The organism is Tabrizicola sp. YIM 78059 (assembly GCF_004959785.1).
Taxonomy (GTDB): domain Bacteria; phylum Pseudomonadota; class Alphaproteobacteria; order Rhodobacterales; family Rhodobacteraceae; genus Tabrizicola; species Tabrizicola caldifontis.
Genome location: NZ_SJZH01000003.1, coordinates 81,837 through 99,618, shown reverse-complemented (window position 1 = coordinate 99,618; position 17,782 = coordinate 81,837). Strand labels below are relative to the sequence as shown.

The window sequence follows — 17,782 nt, the reverse complement described above, 5'->3', positions numbered from 1 at the left end:
AAGTTTCGGATCCGATCTCAGATGCGGATCGGGTCCAGCACTTCTTGTTCGATCACCTCGACGCCCGGCGGCAGGCCGGCGCGCAGGGCGGACGCATCCTGCGCCAGTATCGGGAAGGTCTTGTAGTGGCAGGGGATCACCCAGCGGAAGTTGAAGTATTTGCGCGCGGCCCAGGCGGCGCGGTCCATGTCCATCGTGTAATGCCCACCGCAGGACAGGATGCCGATGTCGGGCTGGTGGTATTCCGCCATCCAGGCCATGTCGGCCATGATGTCGGTATCGCCCGAGACATATATCGTGTGCCCCTCGCCCGCGATCATGAAGCCCGCGGCCGAGCCTGCGGGCAGCAGACCCTTGCCGGCGAAATCGACGCTGGCAGAATGGACGGCATTGACCATCGTCACCTTCGCGCCGCCAAGGTCGAGTGTGCCGCCCTTGCCGAAGCCCACCGTTTCGGCAAGCCCGTTCGCGTTCATCCATTCGGAAACTTCATGGATGCAATGGATCCTGACCCCCAGCTTGCGCGCCAGTCTTGCGGCATCCGAGGCATGATCGCCATGGGCATGGGTCAGAAGGATATGGGTTGTACCGCGGACGGCCTCGTCCTCGCGCCCGGCGGGAAAGACGGGGTTCCCGGTAAGCCACGGGTCGATCAGGAGGATGGCGTTCTCGATCTCGATGCGGAAGCCGGAATGGCCAAGCCATGTGATCTGCATGGGTTTCTCCTTCTGGTCTTTCGGGAAGGCCCTACCATCCAGGACCCGAAGCCGGATGACAACCATGTTTGACCCGATCGACGCCTATTGCGAACGGACCAGCCCCGCCTACTGGGCCGAGCCGGTGAATGCCGTGACCAACCTGGCCTTCCTGATTGCGGCGGTCGTCATGTGGCGCCGGACCGCCGGAATGCCGACGGGCCGTGTGCTGAGCGTGGTGCTGGCGGTGATCGGGGTGGGCTCATATCTTTTTCACACCCATGCCAACGGGCTGACGGCGCTGACGGATGTATTGCCGATCCTGGCCTTCATCCTGATTTACCTTTTCGCCGCAACCCGTGATCTGCTGAGCTGGCGCGGCTGGTGGCCCTGGGCTGCGGTGCTGGGCTTCTTTCCCTATACAGTGGCCGCCGGGTCGGCGCTGGGCGCGGTCCTGCCGCTGACATCATCCGCCGCCTATACGCCGATTCCGCCCCTGATCCTGGCCTATGCCTGGATTGTGGGGCGCAGTCACCCGCGCACGGCATGGGGCATGGCGCTGGGCGCGGTGATCCAGATCGTCAGCCTGACCTTCCGCACGCTGGACGAGCCCCTGTGCGATGCCTGGCCTCTGGGGACACATTTCCTGTGGCACATCCTGAACGCGCTGATGCTGGGCTGGATGATCGAGGTCTGGCGCCGCCACATCCTTGCGCAGGCCCGACTTGCGAAGGCAAGGGCGCGGGGCTAAACGGGGCCAAACCGCAAGGGGGGCCCATGGCCATTGACATCGACACCGCGCGCAAGGTGGCAAAGCTGGCGCGCATCCGGGTTGAGGAGGCGGACCTGCCGAAGCTGGCGGGGCAGCTTTCCGGCATCCTGGGCTTCATGGAGCAGCTGAACGAGGTGGACGTGACAGGGGTCGAGCCCATGGTCAGCGTAACGCCGATGCGGCTGAAGCGGCGACCGGACGTGGTGACGGACGGCAACATCCAGGCGCAGATCCTGGCCAATGCGCCGGACGCGCGCGAGGGGTTCTTTGCCGTGCCGAAGGTGGTGGAATGAGCGCGAACAGCTGGACTATCGCGGCGGCGCGGGATGCGCTGCGCAAGGGCGAGATCAGTGCGGTCGATCTGACCATGGCCTGCCTGACGGCGATCGATGCGGGCGACGCGCTGAACGCCTTCGTGCACAAGACCCCCGAGATCGCGCTGGAGCAGGCGCGGGCGGCGGATGCGCGGCTCAGGGCGGGCGATGCGCCCTCGATGTGCGGGGTGCCGCTGGGGATCAAGGATCTGTTCTGCACGAAGGGCGTCCTCAGCCAGGCGGCGTCGAACATCCTGCGGGGGTTCAAGCCCGAATACGAATCGACCGTGACCGCGAAACTGTTCGAGGCGGGCGCGGTGATGCTGGGCAAGCTGAACATGGACGAATTCGCCATGGGGTCCAGCAACGAGACCAGCTGCTATGGCAATGCGGTGAACCCTTGGAAGGTCGATGACCGGCTTCTGACGCCTGGGGGATCGTCTGGCGGCTCGGCCGCAGCGGTGGCGGCGGACCTGTGCCTGGGCGCCACGGGGACGGACACGGGCGGGTCGATCCGGCAGCCGGCGGCCTTCACCGGGATCGTCGGGATCAAGCCGACCTATGGCCGGGTCAGCCGCTGGGGGATCGTGGCCTTTGCCTCGTCGCTGGATCAGGCCGGGCCGATGACGAAATCGGTGCGCGATGCGGCGATCATGTTGCAGGCCATGGCCGGGCACGACCCGAAGGATTCGACCAGCGCCGACCTTCCGGTGCCCGACTTCGAGGCGGCCCTGACCGGGGACATCCGGGGCAAGGTCATCGGCATTCCCAAGGAATACCGGATGGACGGGATGCCGGCGGAGATCGAGGCGCTCTGGCAGCGCGGCATCGAGATGATGCGGGACGCTGGCGCCGAGGTGCGCGACATCAGCCTGCCGCACACGAAATATGCGCTGCCCGCCTATTACGTGATCGCCCCGGCCGAGGCGTCGTCGAACCTAGCCCGCTATGACGGGGTGCGCTATGGCCACCGGGCGAAGCTGGCGGCGGGCGACGGCGTGACCGAGATGTACGAGAAGACCCGGGCCGAGGGCTTCGGGCCGGAAGTGCAGCGCCGGGTGATGGTGGGCACCTATGTGCTGTCGGCGGGGTTCTACGACGCCTATTACAACCGCGCGCGCAAGGTGCGGGCGCTGATCAAGCGCGATTTCGAGACGGTCTTTGCCGCGGGCGTCGATGCGATCCTGACCCCGGCCACGCCAAGCGCGGCCTTCGGCCTGGGCGAGATGGCGGACGCTGATCCGGTCAAGATGTATCTGAACGACGTATTCACCGTGACGGTGAACCTGGCCGGTCTGCCGGGGATCTCGGTTCCCGTGGGGCTGGACGGGCAGGGGCTGCCGCTGGGGCTGCAGCTGATCGGGCGGCCCTGGGACGAGGCGGGTCTGCTGAATTACGCACATGTGTTGGAAACGCGGGCCGGCTTTGTGGCCAAGCCGGAAAAATGGTGGTAATGGGCGCCAAAACCACCCTGTCGAGGCAGTAAATGAGCCGTCTTCATCCTGCTCCTGTCGCTGGCGCAAGCGCCCTTGCGTTGCTCCTGGCTGCCTGCACCCCGGCGACAACCGATACTTCGGGCTCCGGTGTCGGATTCCAGGATTACAACAGCTACATCCGCGGGGCCGCTCCGGCCGCGACTGCGCCAGCACCGGCTGCGGTCACGCCGCCGATGGGCGGGTTTGATCCCACTGCCGCTGCTGCGGCAATCGACCGGGCCGAAGGGCGCGCACCTGTCGCGGCCACTCCGGCCCCGTTGCCGCCATTGCCTGACAGTTCCAGCCGCCCGCGCGGCGGGGCGCCGGCGGGCATTCGAGAGGAATCCGGTGAGGTCGCGGCCATCGTCGGCAATACCGGGATTTCGGACGAACAGGATTTCAACGCGGTTGCCGCGCGCGAGACGATCGAAAGCGATGCCGAACGCATTGCGCGTAACCGTGCGGAATATGTCGTCGTGCAGCCGAAGGATCTGCCGCAGCGGCCGGGCGATACCGGACCGAACATCGTGGAATTCGCGCTGGCCACCACCCATGCGCCGGGCGTTCAGATGTATCGCCGCAGCGGCATGGCCCTGCGGGACACGAATGCCGCCTGCGCGAAATACGCCTCGCCTGATCAGGCGCAACAGGATTTCCTTGCGCGCGGCGGGCCGGAACGCGACCGGCTGAACCTCGACCCCGATGGAGACGGTTTCGCCTGCTCGTGGGATCCGCGTCCCTTCCGCAACGCACTGCGGTGAGCCTGACCCACCCATCGCCCAACTTCGGCGAGCGGCGGGGCGGAGCGCGGGTGGAGCTTGTGGTGCTGCACTACACCGCGATGCCGACCTGCGCCGAGGCCCTGGAGCGGCTTTGCGACCCGGTGTCCGAGGTGTCGGCACACTACCTGATCGACCGCGACGGCACCGTGCTGCATCTGGTCGACGAAGGGGCACGCGCCTGGCATGCCGGCGCCGGTGCCTGGGGCGGGGCTGGGGACGTGAACTCGCGTTCGATCGGGATCGAACTGGTCAATTCCGGATCGGAACCCTTTGCCGAGCCGCAGATGACTGCACTCGAACATCTGCTTTCGGACATTCTGCGACGTCATGGCCTGCCGCCTCGGGCAGTCATCGGCCACAGCGACATGGCGCCCGAGCGAAAGGGTGACCCCGGTCCCCGCTTTGACTGGCGGCGGCTGGGGCGACAGGGGCTGTCGGTGTGGCCCGAACCCTGCCCGCCGGGCGGCACACCACCCCCTCCCTCCCCGACAAGGGTGGAGGAACAGGCTTTGCAGGAAATGGCGTGCTTCGTGGCCGATCTCGGGGCCTTCGGCTACCCGGATGCCGCGCCGGACGCCCTGCTTGCCGCCTTTCGCCTGCGGTTCCGGCCCTGGGCGCAAGGCCCGCTGGATGCGACTGACCTTGCGCTGGCCGCAGGGCTGCGCCGCCTCGCGGTTGACGAACGGCAGGATGACGCATAACTCGGGCCTTGCGCGGAGGGCCGGATGACCGCGGGCGGCAATGCCCGAGGAAAGTCCGGACTCCCGTTGGCAAGGGTGCCGGGTAACGCCCGGCGGGGGCAACCCCAGGGAAAGCGCCACAGAGAGCAGACTTCCGCGCATGCGCGGTAAAGGTGAAACGGTGGGGCAAGAGCCCACCGCGGGACGGGCAACCGGACCGGCACGGCAAGCCCCACCCGGAGCAATGCCAAATAGGGGCCTCGCGCGGGTCCGGTCCGAAGCCGCAAGGCAGGGGATACCGCCGCAGGGAAGCCAACGCCCGAGAGGCCCGGGTTGGCAGCTTGACCGCCGTGGCGACACGGCAGGCAGAGGAATGGTCATCCAGGGGCGCCAGCCCCGGACAGAATCCGGCTTACAGGCTCTCCGCGCGCATCTTACGGCCTTCCTCGGCAGAACCGTCACAAATATGTGCGATTGACATGCATCAATGCGGTCGAATGTTCGTTCGCGTCGGCTGGCGGCACCGGTGGACATTCCCGCCGTGCTTCTTTCAGGAGGAAGACATGTTGAGGACTGTAGCGATCATCACGGCGCTTGGACTGGCCGTATCGTCTCCGGCATTGGCGCAGGGGCAACCCGGATGGGGCTGGTGGGGCGCACCCGGCTGGGGTGCCGGGCGAGGCGCCGGCATGGGGCCTGGCTACGGGATGGGACCTGGAGCTGGGGCGGGGCCGGGCTATGGGATGGGTCCGGGCTACGGGATGGGACCTGGAGCCGGAGCGGGGCCAGGCTACGGTATGGGCCCGGGCTCCGGGATGGGGCCGGGCATGATGCTGGGCGCCATCGATGCTGACCAGAACGGCATGATCACGGCCGAGGAAGCCGCGGCCCATGCCGAATCAATGTTCGCCACGATGGACGTGAACGGTGACGGGGTACTGGTCGCCGACGAGATGGGCGCGGGCCGTATGGGCATGATGAACCCCTGGGGTACGCCGCAGCTGATGCAGGAGCGCCGGGTCGCACGCTTTGCCGCAAAGGATGCCAATGGCGACGGACAGGTAACGATGGGCGAATTCCTTGCCGCCGAGAAGGCGCAGTACGAGGCCGCCGATAGCGATGGCGACGGCAAGGTGACACCTTGGGAACTGCGCGCCGCCATGTGGCAATAAGCGCGCCAATAGCGGTTGACTCTGCCACGGCCTTGGCTAAAAGGCGGGCTTCAAGGATTTCACCGGGGGATACGGATTCCCCGATGCAGGAGTAGCGACCATGGCGAAGCCCGCCACCATCAAGATCCGCCTGAACTCGACCGCGGGCACCGGCCACTTCTACGTGACCAAGAAGAACGCCCGCACCATGACCGAGAAGATGGTCATCAAGAAGTATGACCCCGTGAAGCGGGAGCATGTCGAATACAAGGAAGGCAAGATCAAGTAGGATCGCGCCGATCTTCAGTTCAGGGGCCGTGCCTTCCGGGTGCGGCCCTTTGCATTTTCGGTGCCGCCAGGGCCGTGCCGGCGCGGCGTCTGACCTATGTCATTGACCAAAGCCCCGTTGTCGCCCCTTCTGGCCTTGGAAAAAGGAGAGGCGCAATGGAACGCAATCACCGGGAAGAGCATTACGTCGCGCGCGTGGGCTGGCTGCGTGCCGCCGTGCTGGGGGCAAATGACGGGATCGTCTCGACCGCTTCGCTGATCGTGGGGGTCGCGGCGGCCTCGGGCCGGGCCGAGGTGTTGGTCGCGGGGGCTGCCGGCCTTGCTGCCGGGGCGCTGTCGATGGCGGCGGGGGAATATGTTTCAGTTTCCTCGCAGTCCGATACCGAAGCCGCCGACATTGCACGCGAACAGGCCGAGATTGCCGCCGACCCCGAAGAGGAACTGCGCGCGCTGGCGGGCATCTACGAGGCACGCGGGGTTCCACGCGAACTGGCCCGCCAGGTGGCCGAGGCCCTGCATGCCAAGGATCCTCTCGCCGCCCATGTCCGGGACGAGCTGGGCATCTTCGAACATACCGAGGCGCGTCCCCTGGTGGCTGCAGGGGCCTCGGCGGCGACCTTTGCGGTGGGGGCGGCGCTGCCTCTGGCCACCGCCGCACTGGCGCCCGAAGCGCAGATCGCGCTCTGGGTTAGCGGTTTGTCGTTAGTCTTCCTTGCTGTTCTTGGGGCGGTCGGGGCCCGTGCGGGGGGCGCAAATGTTCCGCGTGCGGTGGTGCGGGTCACCTTCTGGGGGGCGGTCGCCATGGCCGTGACCTGGGCCGTGGGGCATTTCTTCGGCGCTGTCGTCTGAACCAAGGGGTCGGCGGGCGCGGTCCGATCATGGATTTCCCCTTTTCTTTTCGGCACGCCGCCCCATGTCGTGGGCATGACCCCGACAATCTCGCTCCGTCGTGCCTCGCCGGCTGATCTTGCCGCAGTGGATGCATTGCTGGCCCGCAGCTACCCGCGCCTTCTCGCGGCAGACTATCCGCCCTCGATCCTGGTGCTGGCAGTGCCGCGGATCGCCCGGGCGCGGCCCGAGCTGCTGGCCTCCGGCACCTATTTCCTGGCCGAGGATGTCCGTGGCCGCGTGCTTGCAGCGGGCGGCTGGACACGGGGAAATCTTGCGGGTGCCGAAGGCAGTGGCGACAGCGGCAATGTTCGTCACGTGGCCACGGACCCGGACATGACACGCCGGGGGATTGGTCGGGCGTTGATGGCGCAGGTAATGCGTGATGCGTGCGGCGCAGGGGTGGAGTGGCTGGACTGCCTGTCCACCCGGACAGCGGTACCCTTCTACCTGGCGCTCGGTTTCAGGCCCCTGCATCCGGTGGACGTGCCGCTGGCACCGGGCATCATCTTCCCGGCTGTAAGGATGCTGGCCGATCTGCGGCAGGCCAAGAGCTGAGGTCCGCAAAAGGAAAGGGCCGGTCCGAAGACCGGCCCACGATCGGCCTATCCGTTCGCCCTATTCCCGGTTGCCCAGGAACTGCAGCAGGAACATGAACAGGTTGATGAAGTCCAGATACAGGTTCAGCGCGCCCATGATCGCAGCCTTGCCCAGCCATTCCTGATCCATCGCCATCGCATGCTGGATGTAGGTGTTCTTGATGTTCTGGGTGTCATAAGCGGTCAGGCCGGCAAAGATCAGCACACCGATGACCGAGATCGCGAAGGCCAGAGCCGACGAGGCGAGAAAGATGTTCACGATCATCGCGACCAGAAGGCCGATCAGACCCATCATCAGGAAGGTGCCGAAGCCAGACAGGTCGCGCTTGGTGACATAGCCATAAAGCGACAGGCCCGCGAAGGCGATGGCGGTGATCAGGAAGGTCTGGGCGATCGAGACGCCGGTAAAGACCTTGAAGATCCAGGCAAGCGACAGACCCATCACGGCAGCGAAGCTGTAGAAGAACAGCTGTGCCGCAGCCGCCGAAAGGCGGTTGATCAGTGCGCCGAAGGCAAACACCATGACCAGCGGGGCAAACATGATCACCCAGCCCAGGATGTTCGGGCGCAGTGTGATCGGGTCGCGGAAGATCGACAGCAGGGCATCCGACGTGCCGACGGACCATGCCACGCCGGCAGTCACCAGCATCGCCACGGACATCAGCCCGTAGACCTTGTTCATGTGGGCGCGAAGCCCCTCGTCGATCTGCGCGCGGGCACCGACGCCTACGCTGCGGATCGTTTCAAACTGAGCCATTTCAGCCTCCGATGTTGTCCCTAAGGGCAACGCCGGGGGGTCCGGCGTACCACGTGCGTCGAATATCGGTATCGCCTACATGCATTTCAAGCTTTTCCGGTCCGAAAGCTGCTGAAAACTGTCAACCTTTCACAGCTTCCAGTGCAGTGGCACGTCCCAGGCTCGGCGGCGCGCCTCGGCCTCGGCCTGGTCCCGCGTCAGGCCGATGTCGCGCAGAAGGTGATCGTCCAGGCGGGACAGTGCCTGCCGCGAACGGGCCAGGGTCAGAACTTTCGCCAGCCACTGCAGAAACGGGCGGCGTGAATGTGCGGAAAGGGCGGGACGTATCAGGGCGGCAAGGCGCATGGCGGAACCTTTCATGTTAGCCTGTGATGGTGGGCGTCTGCCCCATCAGCGTTCTTGAACAATGCCCGAAGCTGATGCATGATGGAAACGAATGATCGTGAAGCCATTCATCAGGGTTTGTGATATGCCGCGGAATCTCGACCTTGCCGCCCTCCGGTCCTTCGTCACCGTCGCCGATGTGGGCGGGGTGACGCGGGCGGCGGGCTATCTGAACCTTACGCAATCTGCCGTCTCGATGCAGATCAAGCGGCTGGAAGAGTCGTTGGGTATGCAGTTGTTCCTGCGGGCGGCGCGCAAGCTGGCCCTGTCGCCCGAAGGTGAACAGCTGCTGTCCTACGGGCGCCGGATTCTGGCGTTGAACGACGAGGCGCTGTCGCGGTTCAACGCCACGGCCTGCTGCGGCACGATCCGGCTGGGGGTGCCGCATGACGTGGTCTATCCGGCGATCCCCGGTATCCTCAAGCGGATGGCGCAGACCTATCCGCGGGTGCAGGTGAACCTGGTCTCGTCCTTCACCTTGGCGATGAAGCAGGAATTCGCTCGCGGCGGCTTCGATGTCATCGTCACCACCGAGGACACGCCGGACCCCGGGGCCGAGGTCCTGGGGGCCCGGCCACTGGTCTGGATCGGCGCGCCCGAGGGCACGGCCTGGCAACGCCGCCCGTTGCGGCTGGGGTTCAAGGATGGCTGCATGTTCCGTCCCGTTGCACAGACGGCGCTGGATGCGGCTGGAATCCCGTGGGAACTGGCCACCGGCGGCGAAAGCGAACAGGCGGTCGAGGCGACTGTGGCGGCAGACCTGGCGATTTCGGCACGCATGGCCGGGAACATTCCCGAGGGAACCGCCGTCATCGACGCCGAAAACCAGCTGCCGCCCTTGGGTCAGATGAAGCTGGCGCTATACCGCTCGCCTGCGGCCACGGGTGAAGCGGTGGACATGCTGATGGCCGAACTGCGCTGCGCCTACTGCTGTTGAACGCGGATCACCACCTTGCCCGTTGCGCGGCGGGTGCGCAGCAGCTCCAACCCCTCGGGCAGCGCCTCGAAGGGCAGAACCTGGCTGACATGCGGGCGCAGCGTCCCCTCGGCCCGCCAGCGCAAGAGTTCGGCCATGCTATCGGCCACGACCTGTGGCGCGTGATCCTGGTAGCCGCCATACCAGAAGCCGATCACGGCCAGATTTCTGACCAGCAGCAGGTTGGCGGGCACCTGCGGCACCTCGCCCGAGGCAAAACCGATCGCCAGCAGCCGACCGTCTGGCCTGCAGGCACGCAGCGCGGCATCGAAGGCAGGGCCGCCTACCGTGTCATAGACCACATCGACCCCGCCTTCCCCACGCAGCCTGTCTTTCAGGCCCTCTGCCTCGCTGTCGATCAGCACATCGGCACCCGCCGCCGCCGCTACTGCCAGCCGTTCTGCCCCACGGGCCGAGGCGATCACCCGGGCACCCAGCCGCTTGCCGATCTCGACCGCCGTCAGGCCCACGCCGCCCGCAGCCCCGGTAACGAACAACGTCTCGCCGGGCCGTAGCCCCGCCTTCCGGGTCAGAGCCAAGTGCGACGTGCCGTAGATGATGGGAAACCCGGCCGCCTCTTCATCGCCCACGCAATCGGGCAGTGGGATCAGGCGGTCGGCCGACGCGCAGATGCAGTCGGCCAGCGCGCCACCGGTACAGGTGCCCATCACGCGCGTGCCGGGTGCGGGGCCTTCCGCGCCGGGCCCAAGGGCCGTGACGATGCCGGAAAATTCCATGCCCGGAACGAAGGGCAGGGCAGGGCGCACCTGATAACGTCCCTGCGCCATCAGAAGATCGGCAAAGTTCAAGCCCGCGGCCATCACGCGCACGAGGGCCTGGCCTTTCCCTGGAACCAGAGGTTGTATTTCCGCAAGCGCAGGGGCTTCGCCGAGGGCCGCCACTTGCCAGGCGCGCATGATCTTCTCCGCAAGAATCTGTCGCAACTGGCTCGACTGGCTACATTGTTTTTTGACTGAAGCACAGTCTTCGGGATTCGGGATGACTGTATCTTTGCAAAATGCGACGATACTGGTGGCGATTTGCGATTTGCAATGCAAAACGATATTCACGCTATGGGCGAGTGACAGATTGCCGCGGCTCGCCATGAGTGTTGCACCAAACAACCGTGCCGTGTCTTATACATGCGTATAATTGCCACTATCCAAAAGGACAGGTTTTGGCCGCCGATCAACTTTTTCTGCACGCAAGGCTGAAACGGGCAAGATTGGCACGGAATTTGCTTGATGAGAGGCAGGGGAACGGACACCGTATCTGGAGTGAAGAATGAAGCATCCCGTAGACGCCCACGTCGGCAAGCGCATCCGTCATCGCCGCTGGATGGTGGGCATGACCCAGCAGCAACTGGCCGACAAGGTTGGAATCAAGTTCCAGCAAATTCAGAAATACGAAACCGGCATGAACCGGGTCAGTGCATCTCGGCTCTGGGATATCGCTGATGCGCTGGGGGTGTCGATCTCGTTCTTCTTCGAGGGCCTGGCCGAGGGTCAGGTGCCCGCTGCCGCGCAAAGCGACATGATGGCCGACAAGGAGGCGCTGGAACTGGTGCGCTCCTACTACGCGATCCCGGAGGCGCAGCGCCGCCGCCTGTTCGATCTGGCGCGCGTCCTGTCCGACGCTGCCTGAGTCACGCTTGACCTTGCCCCGGTGGTCGATTAGCGCCCGCCGGGCAGGCGCCTTGCCTGCATGGGCAGGAGGGTGCGTTGAACATCTCGCAGACACTGGCAGACGAGCTGGTCGCCACCGCGCATGAACTGGCAGATGTGGCGCGTCAGGCGACGCTGTCGCATTTTCGCAGCCGTGACCTTGCCGCCGACACCAAGGAAACCGAACGGTTCGATCCGGTCACTGCGGCCGACCGCCTGTCCGAGGAACGGATGCGCGCGGTCCTTGCCCGCCGGCGCCCGCAGGATGGCATCCTGGGCGAGGAATTTGGTCCGGTTGCCGGAAGCTCGGGTTTGACCTGGGTGCTGGACCCGATCGACGGGACGCGCGGCTACCTTTCGGGAACGCCGACCTGGGGCGTCCTGATCTCGGTCCGCGACGAGACCGGGCCGATCTACGGCATCATCGACCAGCCCTACATCCGCGAACGCTTCGAGGGTGGGCTTGGCCGGGCCCGTGTCGTGGGACCGCTGGGAGAGGCGCCCCTTGCCACCCGCGCGCCCCGGCCGCTGTCGCAGGCGATCCTGTTCTCTACCTTCCCTGAGGTCGGCACCCCGGCCGAGGAAGCCGCCTTCCGCCGCGTGGCGCCCAAGGCGAGGCTGGTGCGATATGGCACCGATTGCTACGCCTATGCGCTGGTCGCGGCGGGCCAGATCGACCTGGTGATCGAGGCGGGTTTGCAGGCCTATGACGTGCAGGCACCGATCGCAGTGATCACGGCGGCGGGCGGCGTGGTGACCGACTGGCAAGGCCGACCGGCGCATGAGGGCGGTCAGATCCTTGCCGCCGCCAATCCCGCGATCCATGCCGAGGCGCTGGCGCTGCTGAACGGCTGATCTCCCCCGTGGACCCCCGTCACCGCTTGCGCTATCAGGCGCGCGGAACACGAGGGAGTCTGTGATGTCCGGCCATGGCGATGCGCAACCGATGAAATCCCGCAGGTCCGGGCCATTGCGGGGTGTGGCCGAAGTGCCGGGTGACAAGTCGATCAGCCACCGCAGCCTGATCTTCGGCGCGATGGCCGTGGGCGAAACCCGGATCACGGGTCTGCTGGAAGGCCAGGACGTTCTGGATACCGCCAAGGCTATGCGCGCCTTCGGTGCCACGGTGACGCGGCGCGGGCAGGGCGACTGGACGGTAAACGGCGTCGGCGTTGGCGGCTTCCGCGAGCCCGATGACGTGATCGACTGCGGCAATTCGGGAACCGGCGTCCGTCTCATCATGGGCACGATGGCGACGACGCCGATCACCGCGACCTTCACTGGTGATGCCAGCTTGCGCAAGCGGCCGATGGGGAGGGTGACAGACCCGCTCAGCCTCTTCGGCGCCCGTGCCTACGGGCGGCAGGGCGGGCGGCTGCCGATGACAATCGTCGGCGCAGCCAACCCGGTGCCGGTGCGCTATGCCCTGCCTGTGGCCTCTGCCCAGGTCAAGTCGGCGGTGCTGCTGGCCGGCCTGAACGCGCCCGGTGAGACCGTGGTGATCGAGAAGGAGCCGACCCGCGACCATTCCGAACGGATGCTGGTCGGCTTCGGCGCCGACCTGCAGGTGGAAAAGACCGAAGAGGGCCATGTCATCACCCTGAAGGGCCAGCCGGAGCTGCGCCCGCAAGCCGTGGCCGTGCCGCGCGACCCTTCCAGCGCGGCCTTCCCGGTCTGCGCCGCGCTGATCGTCGAGGGCTCGGACATCCTGGTGCCCGGCGTTTCCCAGAACCTGACGCGCAACGGGCTTTACCTGACCCTGGTCGAGATGGGGGCCGACATCGAGTTCCGAAACCCCCGCGAAGAGGGCGGCGAGCCTGTGGCCGACCTGCGCGTGCGCTTCTCGGGCGACATGAAGGGGATCGATGTGCCCCCCGAACGCGCGCCCAGCATGATCGACGAATACCCGATCCTGTCAGTCGTGGCAGCCTTCTCGACCGGCAGGACGGTGATGCGCGGGGTCAAGGAACTGCGGGTCAAGGAAAGTGACCGGATCGACGCGATGGCCCGGGGCCTCGAAGCCTGCGGTGTGCGCGTGGAAGAGGATGAGGATACCCTGATCGTCCACGGGATGGGCGCGGGCGGCGTGCCCGGCGGGGCTACGGTAAAGACCCATATCGATCACCGGATCGCGATGAGCTTCCTGGTCTGCGGCCTGGCGGCAAAGGCTCCGGTTGCGGTGGATGACGGCTCGCCGATCCAGACATCTTTCCCGATCTTCGAAAGCCTGATGCGCGGTCTTGGCGCCGAGATCGAGCGGGGCTGACGCCTGGTAGTCCATCGGCGGGGCCGCGCGGCGGCTCAGCGCCTGGGCTGCCCAGCCCAGCAGGATCGCCTCGCGGAATTCATCCTGCTTGCGCAGCCAGGCCGCTGCACCCGGTAGGCTGCGGCTTCACGCTCGGCCTCGCAGGCCACATCGGCCTGCCGGCCGGCGCCATGCTGGCCGAGTTGGACCAGTTCGGGTTGCAGACCGCTGCGCCCCGGTGCACCGTCGGTATCAAGGTCGGACGCCAGCAGAGTCACGGCCCTCTCCTGCGTGCAGGCACCAACCTGCGACCGGGAATTGCGGGGCAGGTCAGGGGGATGGCGTATCACGTCTCCTGTAACGCTAAGGCCGGCAGGCCCGCCAATCCGTCGCAGGGCCGGCCGTGGCCGTTGTCGGGGCGGCCAGAGCAAGACACGGCACAGGCGACGAAGTGCGAACATCGATTCGGGAATGATGACTGTCACGGAATGCTTTCAAGGCGAAGAACCGGGTATCTGCACAAGAATTCGCCTGCCGCCCCCCTAAGGCGCGCTGCAAAAGGCCCTTTTCGGCTAGCTCTTTTCCAAATACTCCCGCCAGAGGCATCCGGCACCGAACAGAAGCGCAAGGATGGGGAGAATGATCTTCACGGTGGCAATCGACGGTCCTGCCGCGGCGGGGAAGGGCACCATCAGCCGCGCGGTCGCGAAACGCTTCGGGTTTCGGCATCTGGATACCGGGTTGCTTTATCGTGCGGTGGGCGCGATGGGCGGCGATCCGGTCAAGGCGGCCCGCAACCTGCGGCCCGAAGATCTGGCCCGCGACGACCTGCGAACGCTTGAGGCGGGGCAGGCCGCCAGCCGGGTCGCTGCCATCCCCGAGGTGCGCGCTGCACTGGTCGATTTCCAGCGACGCTTTGCGCGGTCCGAAGGCGGCGCGGTGCTTGACGGGCGCGACATCGGCACGGTGATCTGTCCCGAGGCCGAGGTGAAACTCTATGTCACCGCCAGCCCGGAGGTCCGTGCCCACCGCCGCTGGCTGGAGGTGGGTGGCGACGAGGCCCGTGTGCTGGCCGAGGTCCGCGAACGCGACGCGCGCGACATGGGGCGTGCCGATGCGCCGCTGAAACCTGCCCCCGATGCTGTTCTGATCGATACAAGCGATCTCAGCATCGACGAAGCCGTGGCGAAGGCCTGCGCCCTGGTGGCGGAAAGGCTCGGCCGGGTGTGACCGTCTTGCGGCGGGCGCCAGAAATCCGCCGGGCGATCATCGCAAGTGGCCAAGCCGGCAGGGCAAGCATGGCCACCGAGCCCAGGCCAGGAGGCAGAAGACTGGCGCTGCCGCCGGTCAGCAGGGTCTGAGCCGTCAGAACTGCCGGAAGCGGAAGGAACAGAAGCCCGGTGTCGCGCAGGGGGCGGCGTGCCCTGAACCGTCCCAGCCCGCCCGCCGCCAGGATCGACTGACCCCAGGCCGTCCAGAATGCGTGCACATCCCACAACTTCCGCGGACGGGATCCATCCGGCCCAGGGCCACAAGGCAAGGCCAAGTGTAAGCGCAAGACCTGAACTGCGCATGTCGTCAGCATGACGGTCAAAAGCGGCGGAAATGCGGTTGGTTCAGGCCTGCAAAGCCGGACAAGGCAGCCGTTATGCGACGGATACCCGCCTTGCTTGCAGGGCAAGCCGGGTTCGGGCAGTCTGATGCGGTATCAGGACATGCAGGGCAGGAGTGTCGCGGTTTGGCGCTGGAAGGGTTCAAGGCAGTCATCGCGGGCGCTCTGCATGACCGGGCCACGGCCGCCGGTGTGGCTGTCCTTGCCATGTTTCTGTTCCTGACCGCCTGGATCCTTGGTGTCCTGGCGGCCGTGCTTTACCTTTCGACGCATCTTGGCACGATCGGGGCGCTTCTGGCGCTGGCAGCGGGTCTGGTCGTGCTCGGAGTTCTCGTCCTCTGGATAACTGCGGCGCGCAACCGCCGTTCGGCCGAATTGCGCGCGACTACCCGAGCGCTCTGGGCGGCGACGGCGGTCAACGCGGCCAGCGCGATCCTGCGGGGCGAGCCGCATCCGCCGCAGGCCGAAACGGCCCATGCGACCGGGGGAACCGGCCACCGTTCGGCCTTCCTGATTGCAGGGGGGCTTGCGCTGATTCTGTTGGCGCTGCTGGTGCCCGGGCACGGCGGCAAGGGGACGGGCGCGCCCGGCGCCGGCCCGGATGATGCTGCATGACACCGAAGATTGCCGGCAGTGCGCAGGCTTTCCCTTGCCCCGGCGGCGCTTTGCCACTATAGCCCGCCCATCCTGAAAAGGACTCGACCGTCCCCGGCTGGCCGGGCGGTCACGTTTTTGTATTCAGGGCCAAGACCGGCGGAGCCAACCGCCTGGCCAGTGAAACACACGAAAAGGAAACTGATCTACATGTGCGCTAAAGCATCCATGGACGAATTCGAAGCCCTTTTGAAGGAAAGCTTCGAGATCGACACCCCCGAAGAGGGCACTGTCGTCAAGGGCAAGGTCATCGCCATCGAGGCGGGCCAGGCCATCATCGATGTCGGCTACAAGATGGAAGGCCGCATCGACCTGAAGGAATTCGCAAACCCCGGCGAGGCCCCGAACGTCAACGTGGGCGACACCGTCGAGGTCTATCTGGAGCGGGTCGAAAACGCCCGCGGCGAAGCCCAGATCAGCCGTGAAAAGGCCCGCCGCGAAGAGGCGTGGGACCGTCTGGAGAAGGCCTATGCCGCCGAACAGCGCGTCGAGGGCGCGATCTTCGGCCGCGTCAAAGGTGGCTTCACCGTCGATCTGGGTGGTGCAGTGGCCTTCCTGCCCGGCAGCCAGGTGGACGTGCGCCCCGTGCGCGATGCCGGCCCGCTGATGGGCATGAAGCAGCCGTTCCAGATCCTGAAGATGGACCGCCGCCGCGGCAACATTGTCGTGTCGCGTCGCGCGATCCTGGAAGAATCCCGCGCAGAACAGCGCGCCGAAGTCATCGGCAACCTGACCGAAGGCCAAGTCGTGGATGGCGTGGTCAAGAACATCACCGAATACGGTGCCTTCGTTGATCTGGGCGGCGTGGACGGCCTGCTGCACGTCACCGACATGGCGTGGCGCCGTGTCAACCATCCGTCGGAGATCCTGTCGATCGGCGAGACCGTGAAAGTTCAGGTCATCAAGATCAACAAGGAAACCCACCGCATCAGCCTGGGGATGAAGCAGCTTCAGTCCGACCCGTGGGATTCGGTCGAGAAGATGTATCCCATCGGATCGGTCCACCGGGGCCGCGTGACCAACATCACCGACTACGGCGCCTTTGTGGAACTGGAAGCCGGCGTCGAAGGTCTGGTCCACGTCTCGGAAATGTCCTGGACCAAGAAGAACGTGCATCCGGGCAAGATCGTCTCGACCTCGCAAGAGGTTGACGTGATGGTTCTGGAAATCGACAGCGCCAAGCGCCGCGTCAGCCTGGGCCTGAAGCAGACCCAGCGCAACCCGTGGGAAGTCTTTGCCGAAAACCACCCGATCGGCTCGACCATCGAGGGCGAGGTCAAGAACATCACCGAATTCGGCCTGTTCATCGGGCTGGAGAACGACATCGACGGGATGGTGCACCTGTCCGACCTCAGCTGGGACCAGCGCGGCGAGGAAGCGATCCAGAACTACCGCAAGGGCGACGTGGTCAAGGCGGTCGTCACCGAGGTGGACGTCGAGAAGGAGCGCATCTCGCTTTCGATCAAGGCGCTGGGCGACGACACCTTCTCGGAGGCCGTTGACGGCGTGAAGCGCGGCGCGGTGATCACCGTGACCGTGACCGCGATCGAGGATGGCGGGATCGAGGTGGAATATAACGGCGCCAAGTCGTTCATCCGCCGTTCGGACCTGGCCCGCGACCGCGCCGACCAGCGGCCCGAGCGCTTCCAGGTGGGCGACAAGGTGGATGTCCGCGTGACCAACATCGACCCCAAGACCCGCAAGCTGGGCCTGTCGATCAAGGCGCGCGAGATCGCCGAAGAGAAGGAAGCCGTCGAACAGTATGGCTCGTCCGATTCGGGCGCATCGCTTGGCGACATCCTGGGTGCCGCGCTGAAGGACCGCGGCTGAGCCTGCGCCAGACCTG

At 66.0% G+C, this 17,782-nt stretch carries 21 protein-coding genes and 1 other RNA gene; 17 read left to right on the top strand and 5 right to left on the bottom strand.

The window, feature by feature from the left end; all coding sequences use genetic code 11:
• Positions 1–17 precede the first annotated feature (17 nt).
• On the bottom strand, positions 18–716 hold the full coding sequence (locus tag EZM81_RS05170) for a metal-dependent hydrolase (protein ID WP_136645031.1): 699 nt from the start codon (positions 714–716) through the stop codon (positions 18–20).
• A 64-nt stretch (positions 717–780) separates the two neighbouring features.
• Between EZM81_RS05170 and EZM81_RS05165 the strand changes: the two genes are divergently transcribed.
• The 10 genes from EZM81_RS05165 to EZM81_RS05120 all read left to right on the top strand — a co-directional run bounded on the left by EZM81_RS05165 (position 781) and on the right by EZM81_RS05120 (position 7,603).
• On the top strand, positions 781–1,446 hold the full coding sequence (locus EZM81_RS05165) for a ceramidase domain-containing protein (protein ID WP_248298137.1): 666 nt from the start codon (positions 781–783) through the stop codon (positions 1,444–1,446).
• A 26-nt stretch (positions 1,447–1,472) separates the two neighbouring features.
• Complete coding sequence (gene gatC, locus EZM81_RS05160; protein ID WP_135448913.1) at positions 1,473–1,760, top strand: Asp-tRNA(Asn)/Glu-tRNA(Gln) amidotransferase subunit GatC; 288 nt, start codon at positions 1,473–1,475, stop codon at positions 1,758–1,760.
• A complete protein-coding gene (gene gatA, locus EZM81_RS05155) occupies positions 1,757–3,235 on the top strand; it encodes an Asp-tRNA(Asn)/Glu-tRNA(Gln) amidotransferase subunit GatA (protein WP_136645029.1) in 1,479 nt (492 codons plus the stop codon). Before gatC ends, gatA begins: the two co-directional genes overlap by 4 nt.
• 32 nt (positions 3,236–3,267) lie before the next feature.
• Entirely contained in the window at positions 3,268–4,017 is a 750-nt protein-coding gene (locus EZM81_RS05150) for a hypothetical protein (RefSeq protein WP_136645028.1), read from the top strand.
• Positions 4,014–4,739 (top strand): N-acetylmuramoyl-L-alanine amidase, encoded by a 726-nt coding sequence (locus EZM81_RS05145; RefSeq protein ID WP_136645027.1) that lies wholly within the window; start codon positions 4,014–4,016, stop codon positions 4,737–4,739. The genes EZM81_RS05150 and EZM81_RS05145 overlap by 4 nt, the downstream gene beginning before the upstream one ends.
• A gap of 12 nt (positions 4,740–4,751) precedes the next feature.
• Positions 4,752–5,149, top strand: an RNA gene (rnpB, locus tag EZM81_RS05140) — RNase P RNA component class A.
• A 396-nt stretch (positions 5,150–5,545) separates the two neighbouring features.
• Positions 5,546–5,890: an EF-hand domain-containing protein gene (locus EZM81_RS18230; RefSeq protein ID WP_169052313.1), complete on the top strand. Its 345-nt coding sequence runs from the start codon at positions 5,546–5,548 to the stop codon at positions 5,888–5,890.
• A 100-nt stretch (positions 5,891–5,990) separates the two neighbouring features.
• Positions 5,991–6,158: a 50S ribosomal protein L33 gene (gene rpmG / locus EZM81_RS05130; RefSeq protein ID WP_135448918.1), complete on the top strand. Its 168-nt coding sequence runs from the start codon at positions 5,991–5,993 to the stop codon at positions 6,156–6,158.
• A gap of 155 nt (positions 6,159–6,313) precedes the next feature.
• Complete coding sequence (locus tag EZM81_RS05125; protein ID WP_135448919.1) at positions 6,314–7,006, top strand: VIT1/CCC1 transporter family protein; 693 nt, start codon at positions 6,314–6,316, stop codon at positions 7,004–7,006.
• Positions 7,007–7,081: 75 nt separating this feature from the next.
• On the top strand, positions 7,082–7,603 hold the full coding sequence (locus EZM81_RS05120; RefSeq protein ID WP_136645025.1) for a GNAT family N-acetyltransferase: 522 nt from the start codon (positions 7,082–7,084) through the stop codon (positions 7,601–7,603).
• A 60-nt stretch (positions 7,604–7,663) separates the two neighbouring features.
• On the opposite strand, the gene EZM81_RS05115 is transcribed toward EZM81_RS05120, so the two are convergent.
• The gene (locus tag EZM81_RS05115) at positions 7,664–8,401 is read right to left on the bottom strand and encodes a Bax inhibitor-1/YccA family protein (RefSeq protein WP_135448921.1); all 738 of its coding nucleotides are present in this window, start codon (positions 8,399–8,401) and stop codon (positions 7,664–7,666) included.
• A gap of 129 nt (positions 8,402–8,530) precedes the next feature.
• The gene (locus EZM81_RS05110) at positions 8,531–8,761 is read right to left on the bottom strand and encodes a DUF1127 domain-containing protein (RefSeq protein ID WP_136645024.1); all 231 of its coding nucleotides are present in this window, start codon (positions 8,759–8,761) and stop codon (positions 8,531–8,533) included.
• Positions 8,762–8,870: 109 nt separating this feature from the next.
• Here EZM81_RS05110 and EZM81_RS05105 point away from each other — a divergent pair, with 109 nt between their 5' ends.
• Positions 8,871–9,722: a LysR family transcriptional regulator gene (locus EZM81_RS05105; RefSeq protein ID WP_135448923.1), complete on the top strand. Its 852-nt coding sequence runs from the start codon at positions 8,871–8,873 to the stop codon at positions 9,720–9,722.
• Here the strand turns inward: EZM81_RS05105 and EZM81_RS05100 are convergent.
• The gene (locus EZM81_RS05100; protein ID WP_136645023.1) at positions 9,710–10,678 is read right to left on the bottom strand and encodes an NADPH:quinone oxidoreductase family protein; all 969 of its coding nucleotides are present in this window, start codon (positions 10,676–10,678) and stop codon (positions 9,710–9,712) included. The genes EZM81_RS05105 and EZM81_RS05100 overlap by 13 nt on opposite strands.
• 367 nt (positions 10,679–11,045) lie before the next feature.
• Here EZM81_RS05100 and EZM81_RS05095 point away from each other — a divergent pair, with 367 nt between their 5' ends.
• The 3 genes from EZM81_RS05095 (at position 11,046) to aroA (ending at position 13,691) form a co-directional block, all read left to right on the top strand.
• Positions 11,046–11,405, top strand: coding sequence for a helix-turn-helix domain-containing protein (locus EZM81_RS05095; RefSeq protein WP_135448925.1), 360 nt, complete (start codon positions 11,046–11,048; stop codon positions 11,403–11,405).
• A 77-nt stretch (positions 11,406–11,482) separates the two neighbouring features.
• The gene (gene hisN / locus EZM81_RS05090; protein ID WP_135448926.1) at positions 11,483–12,280 is read left to right on the top strand and encodes a histidinol-phosphatase; all 798 of its coding nucleotides are present in this window, start codon (positions 11,483–11,485) and stop codon (positions 12,278–12,280) included.
• Positions 12,281–12,344: 64 nt separating this feature from the next.
• The gene (aroA, locus tag EZM81_RS05085; RefSeq protein WP_136645022.1) at positions 12,345–13,691 is read left to right on the top strand and encodes a 3-phosphoshikimate 1-carboxyvinyltransferase; all 1,347 of its coding nucleotides are present in this window, start codon (positions 12,345–12,347) and stop codon (positions 13,689–13,691) included.
• Between the two features lie 35 nt (positions 13,692–13,726).
• On the opposite strand, the gene EZM81_RS05080 is transcribed toward aroA, so the two are convergent.
• A complete protein-coding gene (locus EZM81_RS05080; RefSeq protein ID WP_136645021.1) occupies positions 13,727–13,948 on the bottom strand; it encodes a hypothetical protein in 222 nt (73 codons plus the stop codon).
• Between the two features lie 361 nt (positions 13,949–14,309).
• On the opposite strand from EZM81_RS05080, the gene EZM81_RS05075 reads away from it, so the two are divergent.
• From EZM81_RS05075 to rpsA, 3 genes are all read left to right on the top strand, one after another.
• Complete coding sequence (locus EZM81_RS05075; RefSeq protein ID WP_135448928.1) at positions 14,310–14,900, top strand: d(CMP) kinase; 591 nt, start codon at positions 14,310–14,312, stop codon at positions 14,898–14,900.
• Positions 14,901–15,408: 508 nt separating this feature from the next.
• Positions 15,409–15,897 carry a hypothetical protein gene (locus tag EZM81_RS05070; RefSeq protein WP_136645020.1) on the top strand — a complete coding sequence of 163 codons (489 nt, stop codon included), beginning with the start codon at positions 15,409–15,411 and terminating at the stop codon, positions 15,895–15,897.
• A gap of 189 nt (positions 15,898–16,086) precedes the next feature.
• Entirely contained in the window at positions 16,087–17,766 is a 1,680-nt protein-coding gene (rpsA, locus tag EZM81_RS05065) for a 30S ribosomal protein S1 (protein WP_136645019.1), read from the top strand.
• Positions 17,767–17,782: the final 16 nt, after the last annotated feature.

What these genes read in the sequence shown, in the direction of transcription:
- gatC (WP_135448913.1), top strand. Translation starts at nt 1,473, where the DNA reads ATGGCCATTGACATCGACACCGCGCGCAAGGTGGCAAAGCTGGCGCGC.
- EZM81_RS05170 (WP_136645031.1), bottom strand. Translation starts at nt 716, where the DNA reads ATGCAGATCACATGGCTTGGCCATTCCGGCTTCCGCATCGAGATCGAG.
- EZM81_RS05125 (WP_135448919.1), top strand. Translation starts at nt 6,314, where the DNA reads ATGGAACGCAATCACCGGGAAGAGCATTACGTCGCGCGCGTGGGCTGG.
- EZM81_RS05100 (WP_136645023.1), bottom strand. Translation starts at nt 10,678, where the DNA reads ATGCGCGCCTGGCAAGTGGCGGCCCTCGGCGAAGCCCCTGCGCTTGCG.
- EZM81_RS18230 (WP_169052313.1), top strand. Translation starts at nt 5,546, where the DNA reads ATGATGCTGGGCGCCATCGATGCTGACCAGAACGGCATGATCACGGCC.
- gatA (WP_136645029.1), top strand. Translation starts at nt 1,757, where the DNA reads ATGAGCGCGAACAGCTGGACTATCGCGGCGGCGCGGGATGCGCTGCGC.
- rpmG (WP_135448918.1), top strand. Translation starts at nt 5,991, where the DNA reads ATGGCGAAGCCCGCCACCATCAAGATCCGCCTGAACTCGACCGCGGGC.
- EZM81_RS05150 (WP_136645028.1), top strand. Translation starts at nt 3,268, where the DNA reads ATGAGCCGTCTTCATCCTGCTCCTGTCGCTGGCGCAAGCGCCCTTGCG.
- rpsA (WP_136645019.1), top strand. Translation starts at nt 16,087, where the DNA reads ATGTGCGCTAAAGCATCCATGGACGAATTCGAAGCCCTTTTGAAGGAA.
- EZM81_RS05075 (WP_135448928.1), top strand. Translation starts at nt 14,310, where the DNA reads ATGATCTTCACGGTGGCAATCGACGGTCCTGCCGCGGCGGGGAAGGGC.
- EZM81_RS05095 (WP_135448925.1), top strand. Translation starts at nt 11,046, where the DNA reads ATGAAGCATCCCGTAGACGCCCACGTCGGCAAGCGCATCCGTCATCGC.
- EZM81_RS05110 (WP_136645024.1), bottom strand. Translation starts at nt 8,761, where the DNA reads ATGAAAGGTTCCGCCATGCGCCTTGCCGCCCTGATACGTCCCGCCCTT.
- EZM81_RS05165 (WP_248298137.1), top strand. Translation starts at nt 781, where the DNA reads ATGTTTGACCCGATCGACGCCTATTGCGAACGGACCAGCCCCGCCTAC.
- EZM81_RS05105 (WP_135448923.1), top strand. Translation starts at nt 8,871, where the DNA reads ATGCCGCGGAATCTCGACCTTGCCGCCCTCCGGTCCTTCGTCACCGTC.
- aroA (WP_136645022.1), top strand. Translation starts at nt 12,345, where the DNA reads ATGTCCGGCCATGGCGATGCGCAACCGATGAAATCCCGCAGGTCCGGG.
- EZM81_RS05115 (WP_135448921.1), bottom strand. Translation starts at nt 8,401, where the DNA reads ATGGCTCAGTTTGAAACGATCCGCAGCGTAGGCGTCGGTGCCCGCGCG.
- EZM81_RS05120 (WP_136645025.1), top strand. Translation starts at nt 7,082, where the DNA reads ATGACCCCGACAATCTCGCTCCGTCGTGCCTCGCCGGCTGATCTTGCC.